Source organism: Cupriavidus sp. FW305-27 (assembly GCF_058787995.1).
The window spans coordinates 43,992-60,336 of sequence record NZ_JBYTAG010000033.1 but is presented as its reverse complement, the minus strand read 5'-3'; the positions used below and the strand labels follow the sequence as shown (position 1 = coordinate 60,336).

12 protein-coding genes and 1 pseudogene are annotated in these 16,345 nt (G+C 65.7%); 7 read left to right on the top strand and 6 right to left on the bottom strand.

Going from position 1 to position 16,345, the window contains the following annotated elements; genetic code table 11:
* Positions 1–128 precede the first annotated feature (128 nt).
* On the top strand, positions 129–833 hold the full coding sequence (locus tag AC3WRI_RS17400) for a GntR family transcriptional regulator (protein WP_010812617.1): 705 nt from the start codon (positions 129–131) through the stop codon (positions 831–833).
* A 53-nt stretch (positions 834–886) separates the two neighbouring features.
* Here AC3WRI_RS17400 and AC3WRI_RS17395 read toward each other — a convergent pair whose 3' ends face one another.
* Positions 887–2,689, bottom strand: a complete 1,803-nt coding sequence (locus AC3WRI_RS17395) for a sulfatase family protein (RefSeq protein ID WP_492293683.1) — start codon at positions 2,687–2,689, stop codon at positions 887–889.
* Positions 2,690–2,931: 242 nt separating this feature from the next.
* A complete protein-coding gene (locus AC3WRI_RS17390; protein WP_492293682.1) occupies positions 2,932–4,326 on the bottom strand; it encodes a hypothetical protein in 1,395 nt (464 codons plus the stop codon).
* A 367-nt stretch (positions 4,327–4,693) separates the two neighbouring features.
* On the opposite strand from AC3WRI_RS17390, the pseudogene AC3WRI_RS17385 reads away from it, so the two are divergent.
* The 5 genes and pseudogenes from AC3WRI_RS17385 to AC3WRI_RS17365 form a co-directional block, all read left to right on the top strand.
* Positions 4,694–4,875: pseudogene (locus AC3WRI_RS17385) on the top strand (2,4-dienoyl-CoA reductase); the annotation flags it as partial.
* Between the two features lie 235 nt (positions 4,876–5,110).
* Positions 5,111–6,094 carry a 2-keto-3-deoxygluconate permease gene (locus AC3WRI_RS17380; protein WP_010812613.1) on the top strand — a complete coding sequence of 328 codons (984 nt, stop codon included), beginning with the start codon at positions 5,111–5,113 and terminating at the stop codon, positions 6,092–6,094.
* Positions 6,091–7,338, top strand: a complete 1,248-nt coding sequence (gene dtnK, locus AC3WRI_RS17375) for a D-threonate kinase (protein WP_492293680.1) — start codon at positions 6,091–6,093, stop codon at positions 7,336–7,338. Before AC3WRI_RS17380 ends, dtnK begins: the two co-directional genes overlap by 4 nt.
* A 36-nt stretch (positions 7,339–7,374) precedes the next feature.
* Positions 7,375–8,376 (top strand): 4-hydroxythreonine-4-phosphate dehydrogenase PdxA, encoded by a 1,002-nt coding sequence (gene pdxA, locus AC3WRI_RS17370; RefSeq protein ID WP_492293678.1) that lies wholly within the window; start codon positions 7,375–7,377, stop codon positions 8,374–8,376.
* Between the two features lie 79 nt (positions 8,377–8,455).
* Positions 8,456–9,235, top strand: coding sequence for a DeoR/GlpR family DNA-binding transcription regulator (locus AC3WRI_RS17365; protein ID WP_010812610.1), 780 nt, complete (start codon positions 8,456–8,458; stop codon positions 9,233–9,235).
* A 53-nt stretch (positions 9,236–9,288) separates the two neighbouring features.
* Here the strand turns inward: AC3WRI_RS17365 and AC3WRI_RS17360 are convergent, their stop codons facing one another.
* From AC3WRI_RS17360 to AC3WRI_RS17345, 4 genes are all read right to left on the bottom strand, one after another.
* Positions 9,289–10,845 carry a UxaA family hydrolase gene (locus tag AC3WRI_RS17360; RefSeq protein WP_010812609.1) on the bottom strand — a complete coding sequence of 519 codons (1,557 nt, stop codon included), beginning with the start codon at positions 10,843–10,845 and terminating at the stop codon, positions 9,289–9,291.
* On the bottom strand, positions 10,842–12,446 hold the full coding sequence (locus AC3WRI_RS17355) for an aldehyde dehydrogenase (NADP(+)) (RefSeq protein ID WP_492293676.1): 1,605 nt from the start codon (positions 12,444–12,446) through the stop codon (positions 10,842–10,844). The genes AC3WRI_RS17360 and AC3WRI_RS17355 overlap by 4 nt, the downstream gene beginning before the upstream one ends.
* A gap of 36 nt (positions 12,447–12,482) precedes the next feature.
* Entirely contained in the window at positions 12,483–13,814 is a 1,332-nt protein-coding gene (locus AC3WRI_RS17350) for an MFS transporter (RefSeq protein ID WP_058698306.1), read from the bottom strand.
* Positions 13,815–13,945: 131 nt separating this feature from the next.
* A complete protein-coding gene (locus AC3WRI_RS17345) occupies positions 13,946–15,145 on the bottom strand; it encodes a fumarylacetoacetate hydrolase family protein (RefSeq protein WP_058698307.1) in 1,200 nt (399 codons plus the stop codon).
* Positions 15,146–15,294: 149 nt separating this feature from the next.
* Between AC3WRI_RS17345 and AC3WRI_RS17340 the strand changes: the two genes are divergently transcribed.
* Positions 15,295–16,233 carry a LysR substrate-binding domain-containing protein gene (locus AC3WRI_RS17340; RefSeq protein WP_011616493.1) on the top strand — a complete coding sequence of 313 codons (939 nt, stop codon included), beginning with the start codon at positions 15,295–15,297 and terminating at the stop codon, positions 16,231–16,233.
* The last annotated feature ends 112 nt before the right edge of the window (positions 16,234–16,345 follow it).

The window sequence follows — 16,345 nt, the reverse complement described above, 5'->3', positions numbered from 1 at the left end:
CAGTGTCGAGCAGGCGAGATAAGAATACACTGCAGGATACAATTAAGTATACTTAAACTTGAAGGGATGGATGCGTCACCTGAAGGCTCGGCAGCGTCGGGTATGATCGCGGCCAACGAGGAATATCTATGCAAGCAACCAACGGCATGAAGCCGCTGATCTCCGCTGTCAGGCGCAAACGGGGATCCGATGTCATCAGTCGATTGCGCGAGATGGCGATTTCCTACGAGCTCAAGCCGGGCGAACGACTCAATGAGATCGAACTGGCGGAACGCCTCGGCGTGAGCAGGACGCCAGTGCGTGAAGCGCTGACCCGGCTTGCCACCGAGGGCTTCCTGGTGGAGTCCAGCCGCGGCTATGTGCGCCGGCCGCTCGATATCCAGGAAATGCTGGACCTATACGAAGCACGCGTAACGATCGAGCGCGATTGCCTGCGCCTGGCGTTCGAGCGGGCCTCGGCCGAGAGCATCGAGGAGCTTGCGCGATACCTCGAGCACAGCAAGTCGGTGCCCGCAAATACCCCGATCCCGCAACTGGTGGAACTGGACGAAGGTTTTCACCTGCGCATCGCCGCCATGGCGGGCAACGCCGAACTCAAGCGGATGCTGGTCAGCCTGAACGAACGCATCCGGTTTATCCGCTGGATCGACATGGAGAATATCGGGCGCGATTCCACCCAGAGCGAACACGCTGAAATCGTTCACGCCTTGCAGGCTCACGACTGGGAGAAGGGGGAAAAATGCCTGACTTCGCATATTGCCTTGCGGCGCGAGCAGATCGTCGAGGCCATTGCGAAAGGCCTCACCAGGATCTACCTGGCCGAACAGCGCTAGCGGCCAGCCAATGCCGCCCCATCGGGCAGCCTAAGCTGTCCGGGCCGGTGCGGTCAGGCTCCCGCCATCGTTTCCGCACTGACTTCCCATCCTGCGTCAATGCCACCGGGCAGCATCTGGCCACGGTCCTCGCCAACCTCGGCATCAATCAGCTGATTCAGCTTTTCGTTCATGGCGACTAGTAGTTCCCGTTGCTTTTCGCCTGCCGCCAGGTTGTTCATCTCGAATGGATCGGTCTGCAGATCGTACAACTCAACGTCGTTGAACCGGTAGAGCTCCTCCAGGGTCGTCGGCTTGTTATGCTGCCTGGGGGAAAAATACCGTGCAAAGCTGTAGCGTCCATCGTAGATCGAACGCACTGCGCCGCGCTTCATCAGGTCCGGGCGGATACCGGCCTGCTTGAGCTGGTCGGGCTTGCCACCGCCCTGCAGATGGGCAACAGCCTTGAAAAGAAAATCGCCATCCAGGTAGGCCAGCATGTTGTAGCAAAACAGCGCGCCATCGCGAATGGCGTTTGCTTCGGCTGCCCCAGGCTTTGCGAGCAAGCGGGAAAAATCCTTTCCCGGTAATCCCTTGACGATGGCTGCGCGCTTGTCAGTCGCGACGCCAGTCAATGCAACCAGGGTGGGCGCGATGTCCAGATGCGAGGTGACGGCGCGACACTGCTTGCCACCGTGATAGGCGGGATGGGCAATGACCAACGGCACGTTGTTCTGCTCCCGATAGGAGACAGCGCCTTTTGCATGGAGCTGGTGGGCACCGTCCATGTCACCGTGATCCGATGTCAGGACTACGATGGTCTTGTCGGAAAGCCCTGCAGCATCGAGCGCGGCCAATACGGCAGCGATATTCCGGTCGACATCGCGCATGCAGTTCAGGTAATAGTTGTGCCGCCGGTGCCAGCGCGCGTCTTCATTTGGAATGGCTCCGACCAGGGCGTCGTGCGAGCGCAGGAAATCGCGGTGTGCCGCAGGGCGCCCCGGCGCGTCAAGCGCCTGTTTCCGGCTTGCCGGCAGCATGAATTGCCACTGCTTGCCGTATAGCGGGTCGGCCGGGTCGCGCGCGACATGTGCGAGGCCGCGCATTGCCTGAACCTCGGTGCCGGGCGCGTCGGTGTCGTAGAACATCACGTCGTGCGGGTTGACGAGGTTGACGGCCAGGAACCATGGCTTGCCCTGTGCCGCGAGCTCGCTCCCTTTCCCGCGCAGCCAGCTCACACCCATTGCTGCAATCACCCCGTCGTGCAGGTACCCACCGCTGGTGTGGGCAATAATGTCGCCGATTCCGATGTAGTCGGAAAAGCCATAGGCTTCCATTTCCTGAGTGAAGATCTTGGTTGGCGTGCCAAGCTTGTTGACGGTTTCGAATTCCTTGGTGAGGTGCCACTTGCCCTTGTAGGCGGTGTAATAGCCGGCGTCACGCAGCATGTCACCGAGCGTCCGTATTTCTGTTGACATGCTGCTAATCCACGGGAAGTTCGTGTTGTCGAACATCCGGGTGTGCTGGATGTGCTGGCCCGTGTACAGAACTGAGCGGGACGGGGTGCAAACACATGAATTTATGCGGTGATTGACAAAGGTCGTACCGCGCTTCATCAAGCGTTCATGTGCAGGCAGGCCATAGCCCCTGGGCAACTCGCCAGGTCGGAAGTAGCGCTCCTGGTCAACAAGGATGAACAGGATGTTGTACGGTCCCGAAGGCAGGCTCCCAGCGGCCTGGGCCGCGTCGCTTGCCCCGGCTGGCGCATCCTTGGCATCCGCGCCTGCGCCAAGACCCAGGGCCATGGCCCCAATCCCGGTAGTCAGGAGGAAATCGCGCCGCGCCAATGTGCCGCCAGGCTTGTCGTCGTTGCTCATTGGCTTCTCCCTGCCTGATTGCGCGGCCCATGGCGGGTGGACGCTGTGCTGCCGCAGGCCCGCCCAGGCATGCGTAAGACAGTCTAGCAAGCGCACTTTTTGCCGCCAAGGCAGCGTGCGGCGCCGGCAGGAGGCGATGGTTGGCAACCACACACATTCGCGGCTCAGGCAGTCGAACTACGTTCCGCAGATGATCGGAGTGCGGACAAAATTCCCGACACCCTGGGACTGCGCTTTCCGGTTCACGACATATCCTCGATGGGATCTCGTTGCGAGCGAATCTCCTCAGGACTGAGGACGATATAGCCCAGCGACTTCAGCAACTGCACCGCCTCCAGCTCTGCGTCCAGGTACACCGGCCGTTCCGGGCGGCGCGGGCGCGGCGCGGGGGGCAGCCACGCGGCGCTGGCTTGCACGGCGGGCGCTGCCTGGCCGTCAGACCATCGCGCGGTCAGGATGCGGCAATGCTCCAGGTTGGGCTTCCAGGCAACGTCCACGGCGGCATTGAACCTGGCGGTGCAAAGCCGCAAGCGCTTCAGCGCCTTCAGCCAGTTGATGAAGGTATCGCGTTCCGGTGGCTGGTAGCCCTTCAGCAAGGTAGCCAGGCTGTCCTGCGCAGTGGCGCTGTCGGCCGCCTGGTCGTCTTCGAGCAGGGCTAGCTCAAGTGCCACGTGCTGGCGGCCGTCGTGGTCATAGATTGCGCAGTCGGCGTCCAGCACGCCTTCGCGCAGCAGCTCGCACAGCAGTACCCAGGCCCTTGGATTCTTGTCGAACCGGCCTTCGAGGGTCGGGTCGATCTGGCTGAGGATCTCCGGGATCGGGCGCGCCTCGCCTGACTGGATGGCCAGGGCGAATGCCATCGCGTTGTCTGACGGCCTGGCACCGCTTGCCAGCATCTGCAATGACGTTTCCCAGAGTTCGCGGATTTCTGCCGCGGTATCCACGGCATGCATCCATGCATAGTCCTCCAGCGCCGCGCACAGCCTGCGCGCAGGCCTGGCCAGCTGGCCGGCCAGCGTCCTGATAAACCCCGTGCAATGCGCGCAGCGGCATTCCAGCCGGCCCGCATGCAGGAAACCGGCGTACAGCCGTTCCTGGTGTCCGCAGTGTGCGCATTCGAGTGAGAAACCGCCTTGCCGTGCCGGCCGCTGCGAGGCCAGCAGCCCGTCGACCTGATAATGCGCCAGTCCGTCGCAGCACGGGCAGATCCATTGCAGCTTGTGCGCGCCGTCCCGAGGCCGCGCGGCCCGGTCGAACTGGCGCTCGATGGCGCTGCGCGGAATTCCCTGCGCGCGCCCGACCACGTCTGCGCTGTAGCGCCAATAGCAGTACGAGTGGGCGGCAGCGGCCACCTCCGGAGAGAGGCGCTGCAGATCCGGCAGCAGGCGGGGGCTGTGCCGGATCTCGTCGGCCATCGCATCGATCAGCGCTGGCCCGTCCGGCATCACCGCCTCAAGGGCGGCGCGGCTCTGTTCCAGGAAATCGGGCACGAAGACCCGGCGGATATAGTCCTCGTTCTCGAGCCAGAACAAGTGGCCGGGGAGGGCTTCCAGTACGTCAACCCCTTCCCTGACTTCCGACATGCCGGCGCAGGCGAGAAACGTGAACGGCTTACTGAACAGGAAAGCGTCTGTCATGTTGTCGTCAACGGAGAATCCCGCCCACGAGCTGGCAATATGCCTCGTGTGCGATGGGTCACCACCCCGTGACTCGGCCAAGCAAGCGCACGGAAAGCGCAATCCGGATGGCGCTTTCCGTTCCGGGGACTTCCCCCTTCTTGTTTTCAGATCCGTCGGACCTGTGCGGATTTTGCATCTGCCGCATTGGACAGCATAGGCGAACCTGACGCCTCGTTACAGAGGAATTCCTTTTCTTGACGTCCTCGTCCTACGGCCAGGGAGACCAGCCCGGGCGCTGTTGTCATCCTGATTCAATCGCTTTAGGACCCGCCTGGCCTTGTCCTCGCAATCTTCACCTTGCCTGTTGCCGTTGATCTCGTCGATCAGTGCGCCCGCGCTGCGGTCGATCACCTGAAGGAACAAGATGCCGGGCTCCCTGGCCAATGGCCGTCGTCAAATTCCAGCTCAAACGGCTCAGCGAGGGGCGTGTCACGGATCCACGCATCTCGCCCCTCACGGCGCCAGTGTTGCAGCACCTCGTGCCAGACGCGGCGCTATCGCGGATAGACGACGCAGAGGGCCGGTGCTCGGCATGTCGCAGGACACAATGGAGTGACCTGCGGTGCCTTTTCTGAACCCGCTACCTGCCAGTATTCTGTCTCGATGTGATCCTTTCGATCAAATAAATGATTGAACTAGTCAAATTCAGTCAGCTGCACTACACTCTGATGATATTTGATCGATTCGATCAAATGTTTGCTCGAAACATACAAGGCCGCATCCTCAGCGGCAGGAGACAACCATGCAGATTTCTATCAAACGCGCCATCGAGCGCGTGCCCGGCGGCATGATGATCGTGCCGCTGCTGATCGGTTCGCTCGTTGCCACGTTCGCGCCGGATGGGCCGAAGTTTTTTGGATCGTTTACCGGCGCGCTTTTTACCGGTGCCCTGCCCATCCTCGCGGTGTTCTATGTCTGCATGGGGGCAAGCATCAACATCAAAGCCACGCCTTACATTCTCAAGAAGGGCGGCGTGTTGTTCGGCACCAAGGTCGGCACGGCAATGGTGTTGGGCGTGATCATGGGGCACTTCCTGGGCGAGGCGCCGATCAGTGCCGGGATGTTTGCCGGCCTGTCGACGCTTGCCGTGGTGGCCGCGATGAACGACACCAACGGCGGCCTGTACATGGCGCTGATGGGCCAGTACGGCAAGCCTGAAGACGTGGGCGCCTACAGCATCATGTCGCTCGAGTCCGGCCCGTTCCTGACGATGGTGACGCTGGGCGTGGCGGGTTTGTCCGCGTTCCCATGGCCGACGATGGTCGGCAGCATTCTTCCGCTCATGCTCGGCATGTTGCTGGGCAACCTGGATCGGGAGATGCGCGATTTCCTGGGTAAGGCCGTGCCGGTCATGATTCCCTTTTTCGCACTGGCGCTGGGCGCAGGCCTGGACCTGCACAAGGTCTGGCAGGCGGGCATGCTGGGCCTCGGCCTTGGTGTTGCCGTGGTGGCCGTCACCGGCTGCGCGCTGTACTTCGCTGACCGCCTCACCGGCGGCACGGGTGTGGCAGGTGTCGCAGCCGCCAGCACCGCCGGCAATGCCGCCGCCGTGCCGACGCTGGTAGCGGCGGCTAATCCGGTCTACGCAGAATCGGCCAAGAGCGCCACGATCCTGGTGGCCGCCTGCGTGGTGGTCACCGCCGTACTGACGCCATTGGTGACCGCCTGGATTGCCCGCCGCGTGGCGGGCAAGGAGGCCGAGGCGTTGGTGAGGACCGCCGCATGAGCTGGCTTATCATCGCCGACGACCTGTCAGGCGCTGCAGACTGCGCGATCGGCTACGCCATGTCTGGCGCCCGGACCGTTGTAACGCTGGAGGCGGCGCCTGCGGGCGCGGACCTGTCGCAGGCCGACGTAGTGGCTTGCGACGTCGACAGCCGCCGCATGGCGCCCCAGGAGGCGGCGGCGCGCAATCTCGAAGCCTGGCATCGCGGCCAGGGCGCCAGCCGGCGGCTGTACAAGAAGATCGATTCCACGTTGCGAGGCAACTGGGCTGCCGAAACCGCGGCGCTGGCGCCGCTGGCCGGCCTTGCCATCGTCGCGCCGGCCTTTCCGGCCACTGGCCGCACCACGGCCGGCGGCTGCATGTTCGTGAACGGCCAGCCGCTGGAAGACTCCGACATCTGGCGCCTGGAAGCGCTTACCGGACGTGCCGACCTTGTCGCGCTGCTGGCCGCGCGGGGGCTGCGGGCGACCCTGTTGCCGCTGGACACGGTGCGTGCGGGTGACGCGACCCTGCGGCTAACCATCGCCGGACTGGCGCGCGAAGGTGTGCGGGCGGTAGTCTGCGATGCGCAGACGGAGCAAGACCTGGCGGCGCTCGCCGCGGCCACGGCGCAGCTCGACGTCCCCGCATTCTGGGTCGGCTCGGGCGGCCTGGCTCGTGCGCTGGCTGCACCATGCCTGTTCGAGGGCGGTGCGCCGCAGCCGCTGCCTGCCCCTGAGGGCGGCCCGGTCTTGACGCTGGTCGGCAGCCTCTCGGGCATCTCCGGGCGACAGGCCGCTTGCCTGCGCGAACGCACCGGGATGCAGTCGCTGGTGGTTCCGCCGCGGATCTTGCGTGAAGGCGCGGGCCACGCTGACTGGGACGCCGCGCAGCAATCGATCACCGGATGCCTGCGGGCTGGCCGCGACCTGCTGGTCAGCATTGGTCGCGACGACGCGTTCGACCCGGGCGAAGGGCCGCGCCTGAGCGCCGCGCTGGCGCAATTGTCCCTGCCCGGCTTCCAGCATACGCGCGGCCTGATCGCCACCGGCGGCGAGACGGCCCGGGCCATGCTCTCGGCGGCCGGCATCGGCGCCCTGATGCTGCGGCGCGAAGTCGAGCCCGGTGTGCCGTTGTCCGACACCCCTGCGCTGCCCGGCCTGCCCGCGCGTCGCGTTGCTACCAAGGCCGGCGCATTCGGCTCCGAGGCCGCTCTGTGGCATGCCTGGCAGGCTATGACTGAATCCCGCGCGCCGTCAGCCTGACGGCGCGCCGCGCCACACTCGACAAGAGACACATCAATGAGCGACTACCTCCCCGTCATCGGTATCACCATGGGCGATGCCACAGGCATCGGCCCCGAAGTCATCGTCAAGAGCCTCGCGCATGACAGCGTTCGTGCGCAATGCCGCCCGCTCGTCATCGGCGACGCGCGCCGGCTGGAAGTGGCCGGCCGGCTCGTCGGCTCCCCGCTCAAGCTGCGCGCCATCCAGGCCCCGGAGGAAGCGCGCTTCCAGTCCGGCACCATCGACTGCATCGACCTGGGCCTGATCCCGGAAGGCCTGCCCTTCGGGAAGCTGTCCGCCGTCGCCGGTGATGCCGCCTTCCGCTACATCGAGCGCGCGGTGGCGCTGACCCGCGACGAGAAGATCGATGCGATCTGCACAGCGCCGCTGAACAAGGAAGCCCTGCACGCGGGGGGTCACAAGTTTCCCGGCCACACGGAAATGCTGGCGTACCTGACCGGCACCCCGGAGGTGTCGATGATGCTGGTGGCGCCGAAGCTGCGCGTGATCCACGTCACCACGCACATCGGCCTGCTCGACGCCATCCGCAAGATCGAGCCGGGGCTGGTCCAGCGCACCATTGAGCGCGGCCATCAGACGCTGCAGCGCGCTGGCATTGCAGCGCCGCGTATCGGCGTGTGCGGCATCAATCCGCACGCCGGCGAGAACGGCCTGTTCGGCCACGGCGAGGAGGAGGAAAAAATCATCCCGGCGGTCGAGGCCTTGCGCGCGCGCGGCCGGGACGTGGAAGGTCCGCTGCCCGCCGACACGCTGTTCTATCGCGCCGGCCGCGGGGACTTCGATCTGGTGGTGGCGATGTACCACGACCAGGGCCACGGGCCGGTCAAGGTGCTCGGCCTGGAGGCCGGCGTCAACATCACGGTGGGCCTGCCGGTCATCCGCACGTCGGTTGATCACGGCACCGCCTTCGACATCGCCGGCAAGGGGATCGCCGACGAACGCAGCCTGCTGGAGGCGCTGCGCCAGGGCGCTGAGCTGGCCACGCGCCGCGCCTGAGCCATCGGCGTACGCCGGGGCTGCCGGCTCCTGTAAGATCGGGGATCGTTGAGGATCCCCCATTTTCATTTCGCCTGCCATGAAAGCCGCCGACCGCCGCCGCGCCATTCTCGAACTCGTGCTCTCGGGCGAGGTCGCCAATGTCGAACAGTTGACCGGCAGCCTCGGGGTATCCGTGGCCACGGTGCGCCGCGATCTGACCGCGTTGGCTCGCGAGGGTCGCATTGTGCGGACCTATGGCGGCGCCGCCGCGCTGATGCAGGTGGGCGGCCACGAGCCCGAGGCTTCGCTTGAGGAGCGCAAGTCGCTGCAGCGTGAGCAGAAGGAAGCCATTGCCCGCCTGGCGGCGAGCTTCGTGCAGGACGGCGACGCCGTGCTGCTCGATAGCGGCACCACGGCCGCCGCGCTGGCTCGGCAGCTGGGGGCGCGCGAGGACCTCCATGTCTATACCACCAACCTGCTGGCCGTCACCGCGCTCACCGGCCTGCCCGGCATCCGCGTGACGCTGATCGGCGGCGACGTGCGCCCCTCCAGCATGGGCACCTTCGGTCCGCTGGCCCAGGTAACGCTGTCGCGCATCAGCGTCGACAAGGCGTTCCTTGGCGCGGACGGCGTGGTTGCAGGCGTGGGGCTGTGCGAAGCCAGCGCGGAGCAAGCCTACCTGAAGGAGTGCATCGTCCGCCAGGCGGCCGATATCTTTGTGCTGGCCGACGCTACCAAGCTGGGCCGGGCACAGCAGCAGCACTGGACGCCGCTCGACCGCGCATGGACGTTGATTACCGATGCGGCGGCCACGGCCGAGCAGTTGGAACCGTTCCAGGCATTGAAGCAGGTACGTGTGGCGGTCGCCCCCGACTGATTCCCCGCGCGCAGCTGCTGCTGAGAAGCGCTAATTCTGCGAGCGACGCCCCGTCAGGTGATCGCGCCAAGCTGCCAGGGAACGAACTCGTTCTGGCCGTAACCGTGCAGTTCGCTTTTTGAGCGCTGTCCCGAAGCCGTCGCCAGCATCAGGCGGAAGATCTCTTCCCCAAGCTCGTCGATCGTCTGCGAGCCATCGATCACGGTGCCGCAGTTGATGTCGATATCCTCCTGCTGGCGCTGCCACAAGGCAGTATTGGTGCCGAGCTTCAGGGACGGGGACGGTGCACAGCCATAGGCGGAGCCGCGCCCGGTGGTAAAGCAGATCAGGTTGGCGCCGCCGGCCACCTGCCCGGTCGCCGAGACCGGATCGTAGCCAGGGGTGTCCATGAAGACCAGGCCAGCCGCCTCCACCGGCTCTGCGTAGCGGTATACGTCGACCAGGTTGGTGGTGCCGCCCTTTGCCACGGCACCGAGCGATTTCTCCAGGATGGTGGTGAGCCCGCCCGCCTTGTTGCCGGCGGACGGGTTGTTGTCCAGGCTGGCGTTCATGCGCGTGCAGTAGGCTTCCCACCAGCGGATCCGGTCGAGCAGCTTGTGCCCGACTTCCGGCGAGACGGCACGGCGCGTCAGCAAATGCTCGGCGCCATAGATCTCCGGCGTCTCCGACAGGATGGCGGTACCCCCGTGCGCCACCAGCCGGTCGACGGCTGCGCCAAGCGCGGGATTGGCGCTGATGCCGGAATAGCCGTCGGAGCCGCCGCATTGCAGTCCGACCACCAGGTGGCTGGCATCGACGGGCTCGCGTCGCACCCGGTTGGCGTCGGTCAGCATCGCCTTGATCTGCTCGATGCCTGCCGCCACCGTACGGGCCGTGCCGCCGGTGGCCTGGATGGTCATGGTTTTCAGCGCGGCGCCGCGCGCCAGTCCCTCGCTGTCGAGCAGGCCGTCGATCTGGTTGGTTTCGCAGCCCAGCCCGACGATCAGCACGGCTGCAAAGTTGGGGTGGCGCGCATAGCCCGACAACGTGAGCCGCAGCAGCGCCAGGCCTTCGCCTTCGCCATCCACCGCGCAGCCTTGCCCGTGCGTCAGGGCCACTACGCCATCCACGTTCGGGTAGTCTGCCAGCGCATGCGGATTGAGCTCGCGCCGGAAATGCTCGGCGATGGCGCGTGCCGCGGTGGCCGAGCAATTGACGGAGGTAAGGATGCCGATGTAGTTGCGCGAGCCGACCCGCCCATCGGCGCGAACGATGCCCATGAATTGCGCGCGCTGCGCCGCGACCGGGGCAGGGCGCTTACCGGTGCCAAACGCGTAGTCGCGCTCGAACTCGCCGATGGCCAGGTTGTGGGTGTGGACGTGCTCGCCAGGCGCGACCGGGCGAGTGGTGAAGCCGATGACCTGTCCGTAGCGGCGCACCGGCGCGCCAGCCTCGAGTGCGCGCACTGCCAGCTTGTGCCCTGCGGGCACCAGGCCGCGTACCACCAGGCCTGCGCCGAGGCGCGCGCCTGCCACCAGTTGCGCACGCGCGATGACGACATCGTCATCCGGATGCAGCCGTATGACGGGTTCGGCGGCGGTTGCTGCTTCCTGTTCCAGGACGACGCTCATGCTGCGGCCTCCAGATCGTGCGCGCCTTGCAGCGCGGCGCGTGTCGGCACGCCGTCGACCAGGCGCGGCAGCTGCCACGGGTTACGGTCGCGCAAGGCCGGTGGGAGCACGGAATCGGGATAGTTCTGGTAGCACACCGGGCGCAGGAAGCGCTCGATGGCAGCGCTGCCGACGGAGGTGCCGCGCGCATCGGTGGTAGCCGGGTAGGGGCCACCGTGGACGATGGCGTCGCTGACCTCCACGCCGGTCGGATAACCGTTGAAGAGCAAACGGCCGACCTTGCTTTCCAATAGCTCGATCAGCGCGGCGTGGTGATGGAGGTCACCGTCGTCGGCCATCAGCGTGGCCGTAAGCTGGCCGCGCATCCGTTCGGCAAAGGCCAGGAAGTCATTTTCGGAATCCAGCGCGACGATCACCGTCGACGGGCCGAATACCTCCTCCTCCAGCGGACGATTTTCCGCAAACAGCACGCTGCGATCTGCCTTCAGCAGATGTCCGCCAATGCGGCCGTCAGCTTGCTTTGACACCAGGACTTCCACGCCGGGGACTTCGCGCAAGCCGGCCAGCCCGCGCTGGAAATTCTCCCGGATGTCGGCGCCCAGCATGGGCTGCGGTTCGGCCAGCGCCAGTGCCGTGCCAAGTTCGGCGACGAACGCATCGAATGCCGGTGAGCGGATGCCAAGCACCACCCCCGGGTTGGTGCAGAGCTGGCCGCAGCCGAAGGTGACCGAGGCCGCCAGTTCGCGCGCAATCTGCGCGCCGCGCGCGGACAGTGCCGAGGGCATCAGGATCACCGGGTTCACGCTCGACATCTCCGCAAACACCGGAATCGGATCCGGCCTCGAGTGCGCCAGATCGAACAAAGCCCGGCCCGCAGCCAGTGATCCGGTAAAGCCTACTGCCTTGATGTGCGGCGTCCGTACCAGTGCCGCCCCGGCGGCTGCGGTGCCGAACACCATGTTGAAGACGCCCGCCTGCGCACCGCAGCGCGCGATCGCGCGTTCGATCGCATTGGCAACGTATTCAGACGTGACCATGTGGCCCGGATGCGCCTTCACCACCACCGGGCAGCCCGCTGCCAGCGCCGAAGCCGTGTCGCCGCCGGCCACCGAGAATGCGAGCGGGAAATTGCCTGCGCCGAAGACCGCCACCGGACCCACGCCGACGCGGTACTGCCGCAGGTCGGGTCGCGGCAGCGGCTGGCGTGCAGGCTGCGCGCGGTCGATGCGGACATCGAGGAAGTCGCCGCGCCGTACCGTGGCCGCGAACATGCGCAGTTGATTGCTGGTGCGCTTGCGCTCGCCTTCCAGCCGCGCCGGCGGCAGGGCGGTCTCGCGGCTGGCCGCCGCGATGAACGCCTGGTCCAGCGCATCGATTTCATCGGCAATGGTCTCCAGCAGCGCGGCGCGTTCGGCCGGGCTGGTGGCGCGCAATGCGGGGAAGGCCTGGTGCGCGGCCAGCGCGGCTGCTGCAGCGTCGGCTTCGGTGGCTTCCTGGAAGCTGACCGGGTGCCGCTCGCCGGTCACGGCGTCGATGCTGAACAGCGGGGTGCCGGCAGCACGGCGTTCGCCGCCGATGTAGTGAAGTCCGAGGATGGTCATGTCAGGGTGTTTTGGTGCAGGGAATACGGGACACAGTCAGGCCGCCTCGGAGGAGCCAAGCCGCAATGTCGCGGTGCGGCGGGCCCGTGCGCCGATGCTCATCAGCAGCAGCACACCGACCACGCCTGCGATGGCCAGGGCCAGCATGCCCGCTTGCTGGCTATGGAATGCGGATTCGACCGCGGTCTTCAGCGTCGGCGCGATAAAGCCACCGAGATTGCCCAGCGCACCGATCAGGGCGATGCCGCTGGCCGCGGCGGTGCCACTCAGGTACGCGGTGGGCAGCGTCCAGAACAGCGGCTGGACCACGACAAAGCCGACGGTAGCCAGGCAGAACGCCATCAGCACGGGCGCCAGTTCGTGCCCCAGCGTCGACAGTGCGATGCCGGTGGCCGCCATGGCGAGCATGGCCATGGCGAATTCCCGTTGCTTGCCCCTGGCATCCGCAATGCCGGTGATCAGGCGCAGGGAAACCAGCGCGCACAGCCACGGAATCGCGGTGAGCAGGCCGACCTTGGCACCGATCGCTGTGCCGGTCAGCTCGGAAATACGCGTCGGCAGGTAGAAGATGACGCCGTAGACGCTGACCTGGATGGCGAAGTAGATGGCGACGAAACGCAGCACTTGCCAGTTGCCCAGCGCGCTCAGTGCGGTTGCCGGGCCATGCGCGGTCTTCTGGTTGTCTTCCGCGGCGATAGCGGCTTCGAGCGCAGTCTTCTCGTCGGCGTTCAGCCACTTGGCATCGCGCGGCTTGCTGACCAGGTAGAAGAAGGCGATCACGCCCACCACGGACGCCGCCAGGCCTTCGATGATGAACATCCATTGCCAGTTGCGCAGGCCCAGCTGGCCACCCATCACATCGAGCAGCAGCCCCGAGACCGGCCCGCCCAGCACCAGTGCCACCGGCAAGCCGAAGTAGTAGACGCCGAGCGCCTTGCCGCGCTGGCTGGCAGGGAACCAGTAGGTCGAGTACAGGATCACGCCCGGCGAGAAGCCCGCCTCGGCGACGCCAAGGATAAAGCGCAGCACGTAGAACGAGGTCTCGTCATGCGCGAACATCATGGCCGCCGACGCCAGCCCCCAGGTGACCATGATGCGGCTGAGCCAGACCCTGGCGCCGACCCGGTGCAGGATCAGGTTGCTGGGGATTTCGAAGACGGCATAGCCGATGAAGAAGATGCCGGCGCCAAGCGCATAGGCCGCATTGCCGATATTGGAATCGACCATCAGGGCTTGCTTGACGAAGCCGACGTTGGAGCGGTCGAGCATCGACAGCGCGAACATCAGTGCAAGGAAAGGAGCGAGGCGCAGGCGGGCCTTGCTTACCGCGCTTGCGAGCGGATCGCGGTTGGCAGCTTGAGTCTGCATGGGTTTGTCTCCGGTACGAAGCCGCGCCGCGGCCTCATGTCATGGATTGCGGCATCCCCGTCTTTTGCTTGCGCGAGGGTTGCTGCGGTGTTCAGGGCGGGGCGCCGTGGCGCCCGTTCAGAAATCGCCGTTCAGAAAGTGGTGTGGCCACGTGCGGCCAGGTTGGCCATCAGGGCGCGTACGCCGAACGTCCACGGAGTGATACGGTCGCTGCGGCCCACGCGGTTGACCAGGCTGCCGAGCTGGCGGCTGGAGATGGTGACAAGATCACCATCCTTGTGGGTGAAGCCGCCGCCCGCGGTGTCGCGGTCTTCCACCGGCGCGAACAGCGTGCCGAGGAACAGCATGGCGCCATCAGGATACTGGTGGGTCGCCCCCATTGCCTGCTCGGCCAGCTCCAGCGGGTCGCGCGTGATCTGGTCCATCGAGCTGGTGCCGGACAACACGAAGCCGTCCAGGCCATCGACGCGCAGATCCACCGTCGCCCGCCGCACGTCGTCGAGCGAGAAGCTCTGGTCGAACAGGCGCAGGAACGGACCGATCGCGCAGGAGCCGTTATTGTCCTTGGCCTTGCCCAGCAGCAACGCACTGCGGCCCTCGAAGTCGCGCAGGTTGACGTCATTGCCCAGCGTGGCGCCGAGCACATCACCGCGGCTGTTGATGGCCAGCACGATCTCGGGTTCCGGATTGTTCCATGCCGAGCCGGGATGCAGGCCGATTTCCGTGCCGGTGCCAAGCGCCGAAAGCAGCGGTGCCTTGGTGAAGATCTCGGCGTCCGGGCCGATGCCCACCTCAAGGTATTGTGACCACATGCCATGCTCGATCAGCAAGGCCTTGAGTTCGCCCGCCTCGCGGGAACCCGGCCGGATCCGGGACAGGCGCTCGCCCACCAGCGCCTGGATCCGGTTGCGGACCTCGGCGGCGCCTTGCGGGTCGCCCTTGGTCTGCTCTTCGATGACACGCTCGACCAGGCTGCCGGCAAAGGTCACGCCTGCCGCCTTGATCACCTGCAGGTCGCATGGCGCCAGCAGGCGGGCCACGCTGTCGCTGCCGCGCGGATCGGCCGTGTTGGCCAGCAGGTCGTCGAGCTTGCCGATCCAGCGGCCGGGCGTATTGTGCACGACCGTCACCGGGTCGCCCTGTTCGAGCAGGGTGCTCATGGTCGGAGCGACATCCGATATGTCGAATACCCCATCCGGCCGCAGGACCACGACAGCCGGGCCGGCCGGAGCGCCGTCACTGGCCGGGATCCATGCGCGGCCGACCAGCGTCCCCGCCAGCCCGTCGGCAGGAAGCGTTTGCGTTGCGCTGAGCGTGAGCGGCAATGCCATCGATTGTCTCCACCTGATGTTGTTGTCATGAGCGCCGCGACCACCGTGGCGTCGGGTGGAACTCTACGTGGCAGTCCCATAAACATCCAATCGATTATTGGGTAGAATCGATTCCGTTTAGTTATTGATTCAGCCGGGTTTACCCCTTCATGGCCAGACAGACTGCTTCCGCCCCTTCCGCCGTGCTCGCCAAGCTGCGCTTCCGGCACCTGCAGCTGTTGGATGTGCTGGGACGCAGCCGCAACCTGCGCATCGCGGCCGAGCAATTGCATATCACCCAGCCGGCTGCCACGAAGATACTGAGCGATATTGAAGACACCCTGCAGGCCAGGCTGTTCGATCGCTTGCCAAGGGATATGCGCCCGACCGAACTGGGCGAGTTCGCGCTGCGCTACGCGTCGACGGCGCTGGCCGAGCTCGGCAAGTTTGTGAGCGAGCTGGAAGCGCTACGGGCCGGCGGGCACGGCCACCTCACCGTTGGCGCGATTTCGGCGTCGGCCGCGCAGGTGGTGACCACGGCGATCCGCGAGATCCTGCAGCAGCGCCCGCGGCTGGTCGTCAAGCTGATCGAGCAGAGCAGTGACCAGCTCGCCGTCTGGCTGGAGGACCGGAAGCTGGATATCATGGTCGGGCGTCTGACCGAGCCACGGCACCAGGCGATCTTCGATTTCGAGGCACTGTCGCCAGAGCCGGTATGGGTCGTCTGCCGGCCGGGACATCCCCTGCTGGACAGGCCCACGCTGGAAATTGCCGACATCGGCGCATGGCCGTGGATCCTTTACCCGCAGCTCACCGCCATCCGGCAACTGTTCGATGAAACCATTGCGGCGGCAGGCATCCAGGGCCTGGTCGGCATGGTGGAAACACCGTCAATCTTTTCCACCCTGGAACTGCTGCAGGCGACGGATATGCTTTCGCTGCAGCCGCGCGCCGTGGTCGAGCGCTTCGTCGCGGAAGGCATGCTGGCGCACGTGCCGGTGCCGATCCGGCGCGCCATGTCGAGCTACGGCATTGTCACCCGCAAGAATGAGCTGCCGTCGGAGGCCATGCTGCAGTTCATGGCGGCACTACGGGCGGCGGCCCGGTGAGACGGCACGGGGATCGGAGATAGCAGGCGGGTCGGATGCGCTGGCCCGGTGTAGACGTGAATATTGCTCCCTGGTATTCGAAATGTCCGTGGCCCTCGAAAGCGGCAACGGA

Excerpts from the sequence above, each read along its gene's own strand:
- AC3WRI_RS17400 (WP_010812617.1), top strand. The coding sequence starts at position 129 with ATGCAAGCAACCAACGGCATGAAGCCGCTGATCTCCGCTGTCAGGCGC.
- AC3WRI_RS17395 (WP_492293683.1), bottom strand. The coding sequence starts at position 2,689 with ATGAGCAACGACGACAAGCCTGGCGGCACATTGGCGCGGCGCGATTTC.
- AC3WRI_RS17390 (WP_492293682.1), bottom strand. The coding sequence starts at position 4,326 with ATGACAGACGCTTTCCTGTTCAGTAAGCCGTTCACGTTTCTCGCCTGC.
- AC3WRI_RS17380 (WP_010812613.1), top strand. The coding sequence starts at position 5,111 with ATGCAGATTTCTATCAAACGCGCCATCGAGCGCGTGCCCGGCGGCATG.
- dtnK (WP_492293680.1), top strand. The coding sequence starts at position 6,091 with ATGAGCTGGCTTATCATCGCCGACGACCTGTCAGGCGCTGCAGACTGC.
- pdxA (WP_492293678.1), top strand. The coding sequence starts at position 7,375 with ATGAGCGACTACCTCCCCGTCATCGGTATCACCATGGGCGATGCCACA.
- AC3WRI_RS17365 (WP_010812610.1), top strand. The coding sequence starts at position 8,456 with ATGAAAGCCGCCGACCGCCGCCGCGCCATTCTCGAACTCGTGCTCTCG.
- AC3WRI_RS17360 (WP_010812609.1), bottom strand. The coding sequence starts at position 10,845 with ATGAGCGTCGTCCTGGAACAGGAAGCAGCAACCGCCGCCGAACCCGTC.
- AC3WRI_RS17355 (WP_492293676.1), bottom strand. The coding sequence starts at position 12,446 with ATGACCATCCTCGGACTTCACTACATCGGCGGCGAACGCCGTGCTGCC.
- AC3WRI_RS17350 (WP_058698306.1), bottom strand. The coding sequence starts at position 13,814 with ATGCAGACTCAAGCTGCCAACCGCGATCCGCTCGCAAGCGCGGTAAGC.
- AC3WRI_RS17345 (WP_058698307.1), bottom strand. The coding sequence starts at position 15,145 with ATGGCATTGCCGCTCACGCTCAGCGCAACGCAAACGCTTCCTGCCGAC.
- AC3WRI_RS17340 (WP_011616493.1), top strand. The coding sequence starts at position 15,295 with ATGGCCAGACAGACTGCTTCCGCCCCTTCCGCCGTGCTCGCCAAGCTG.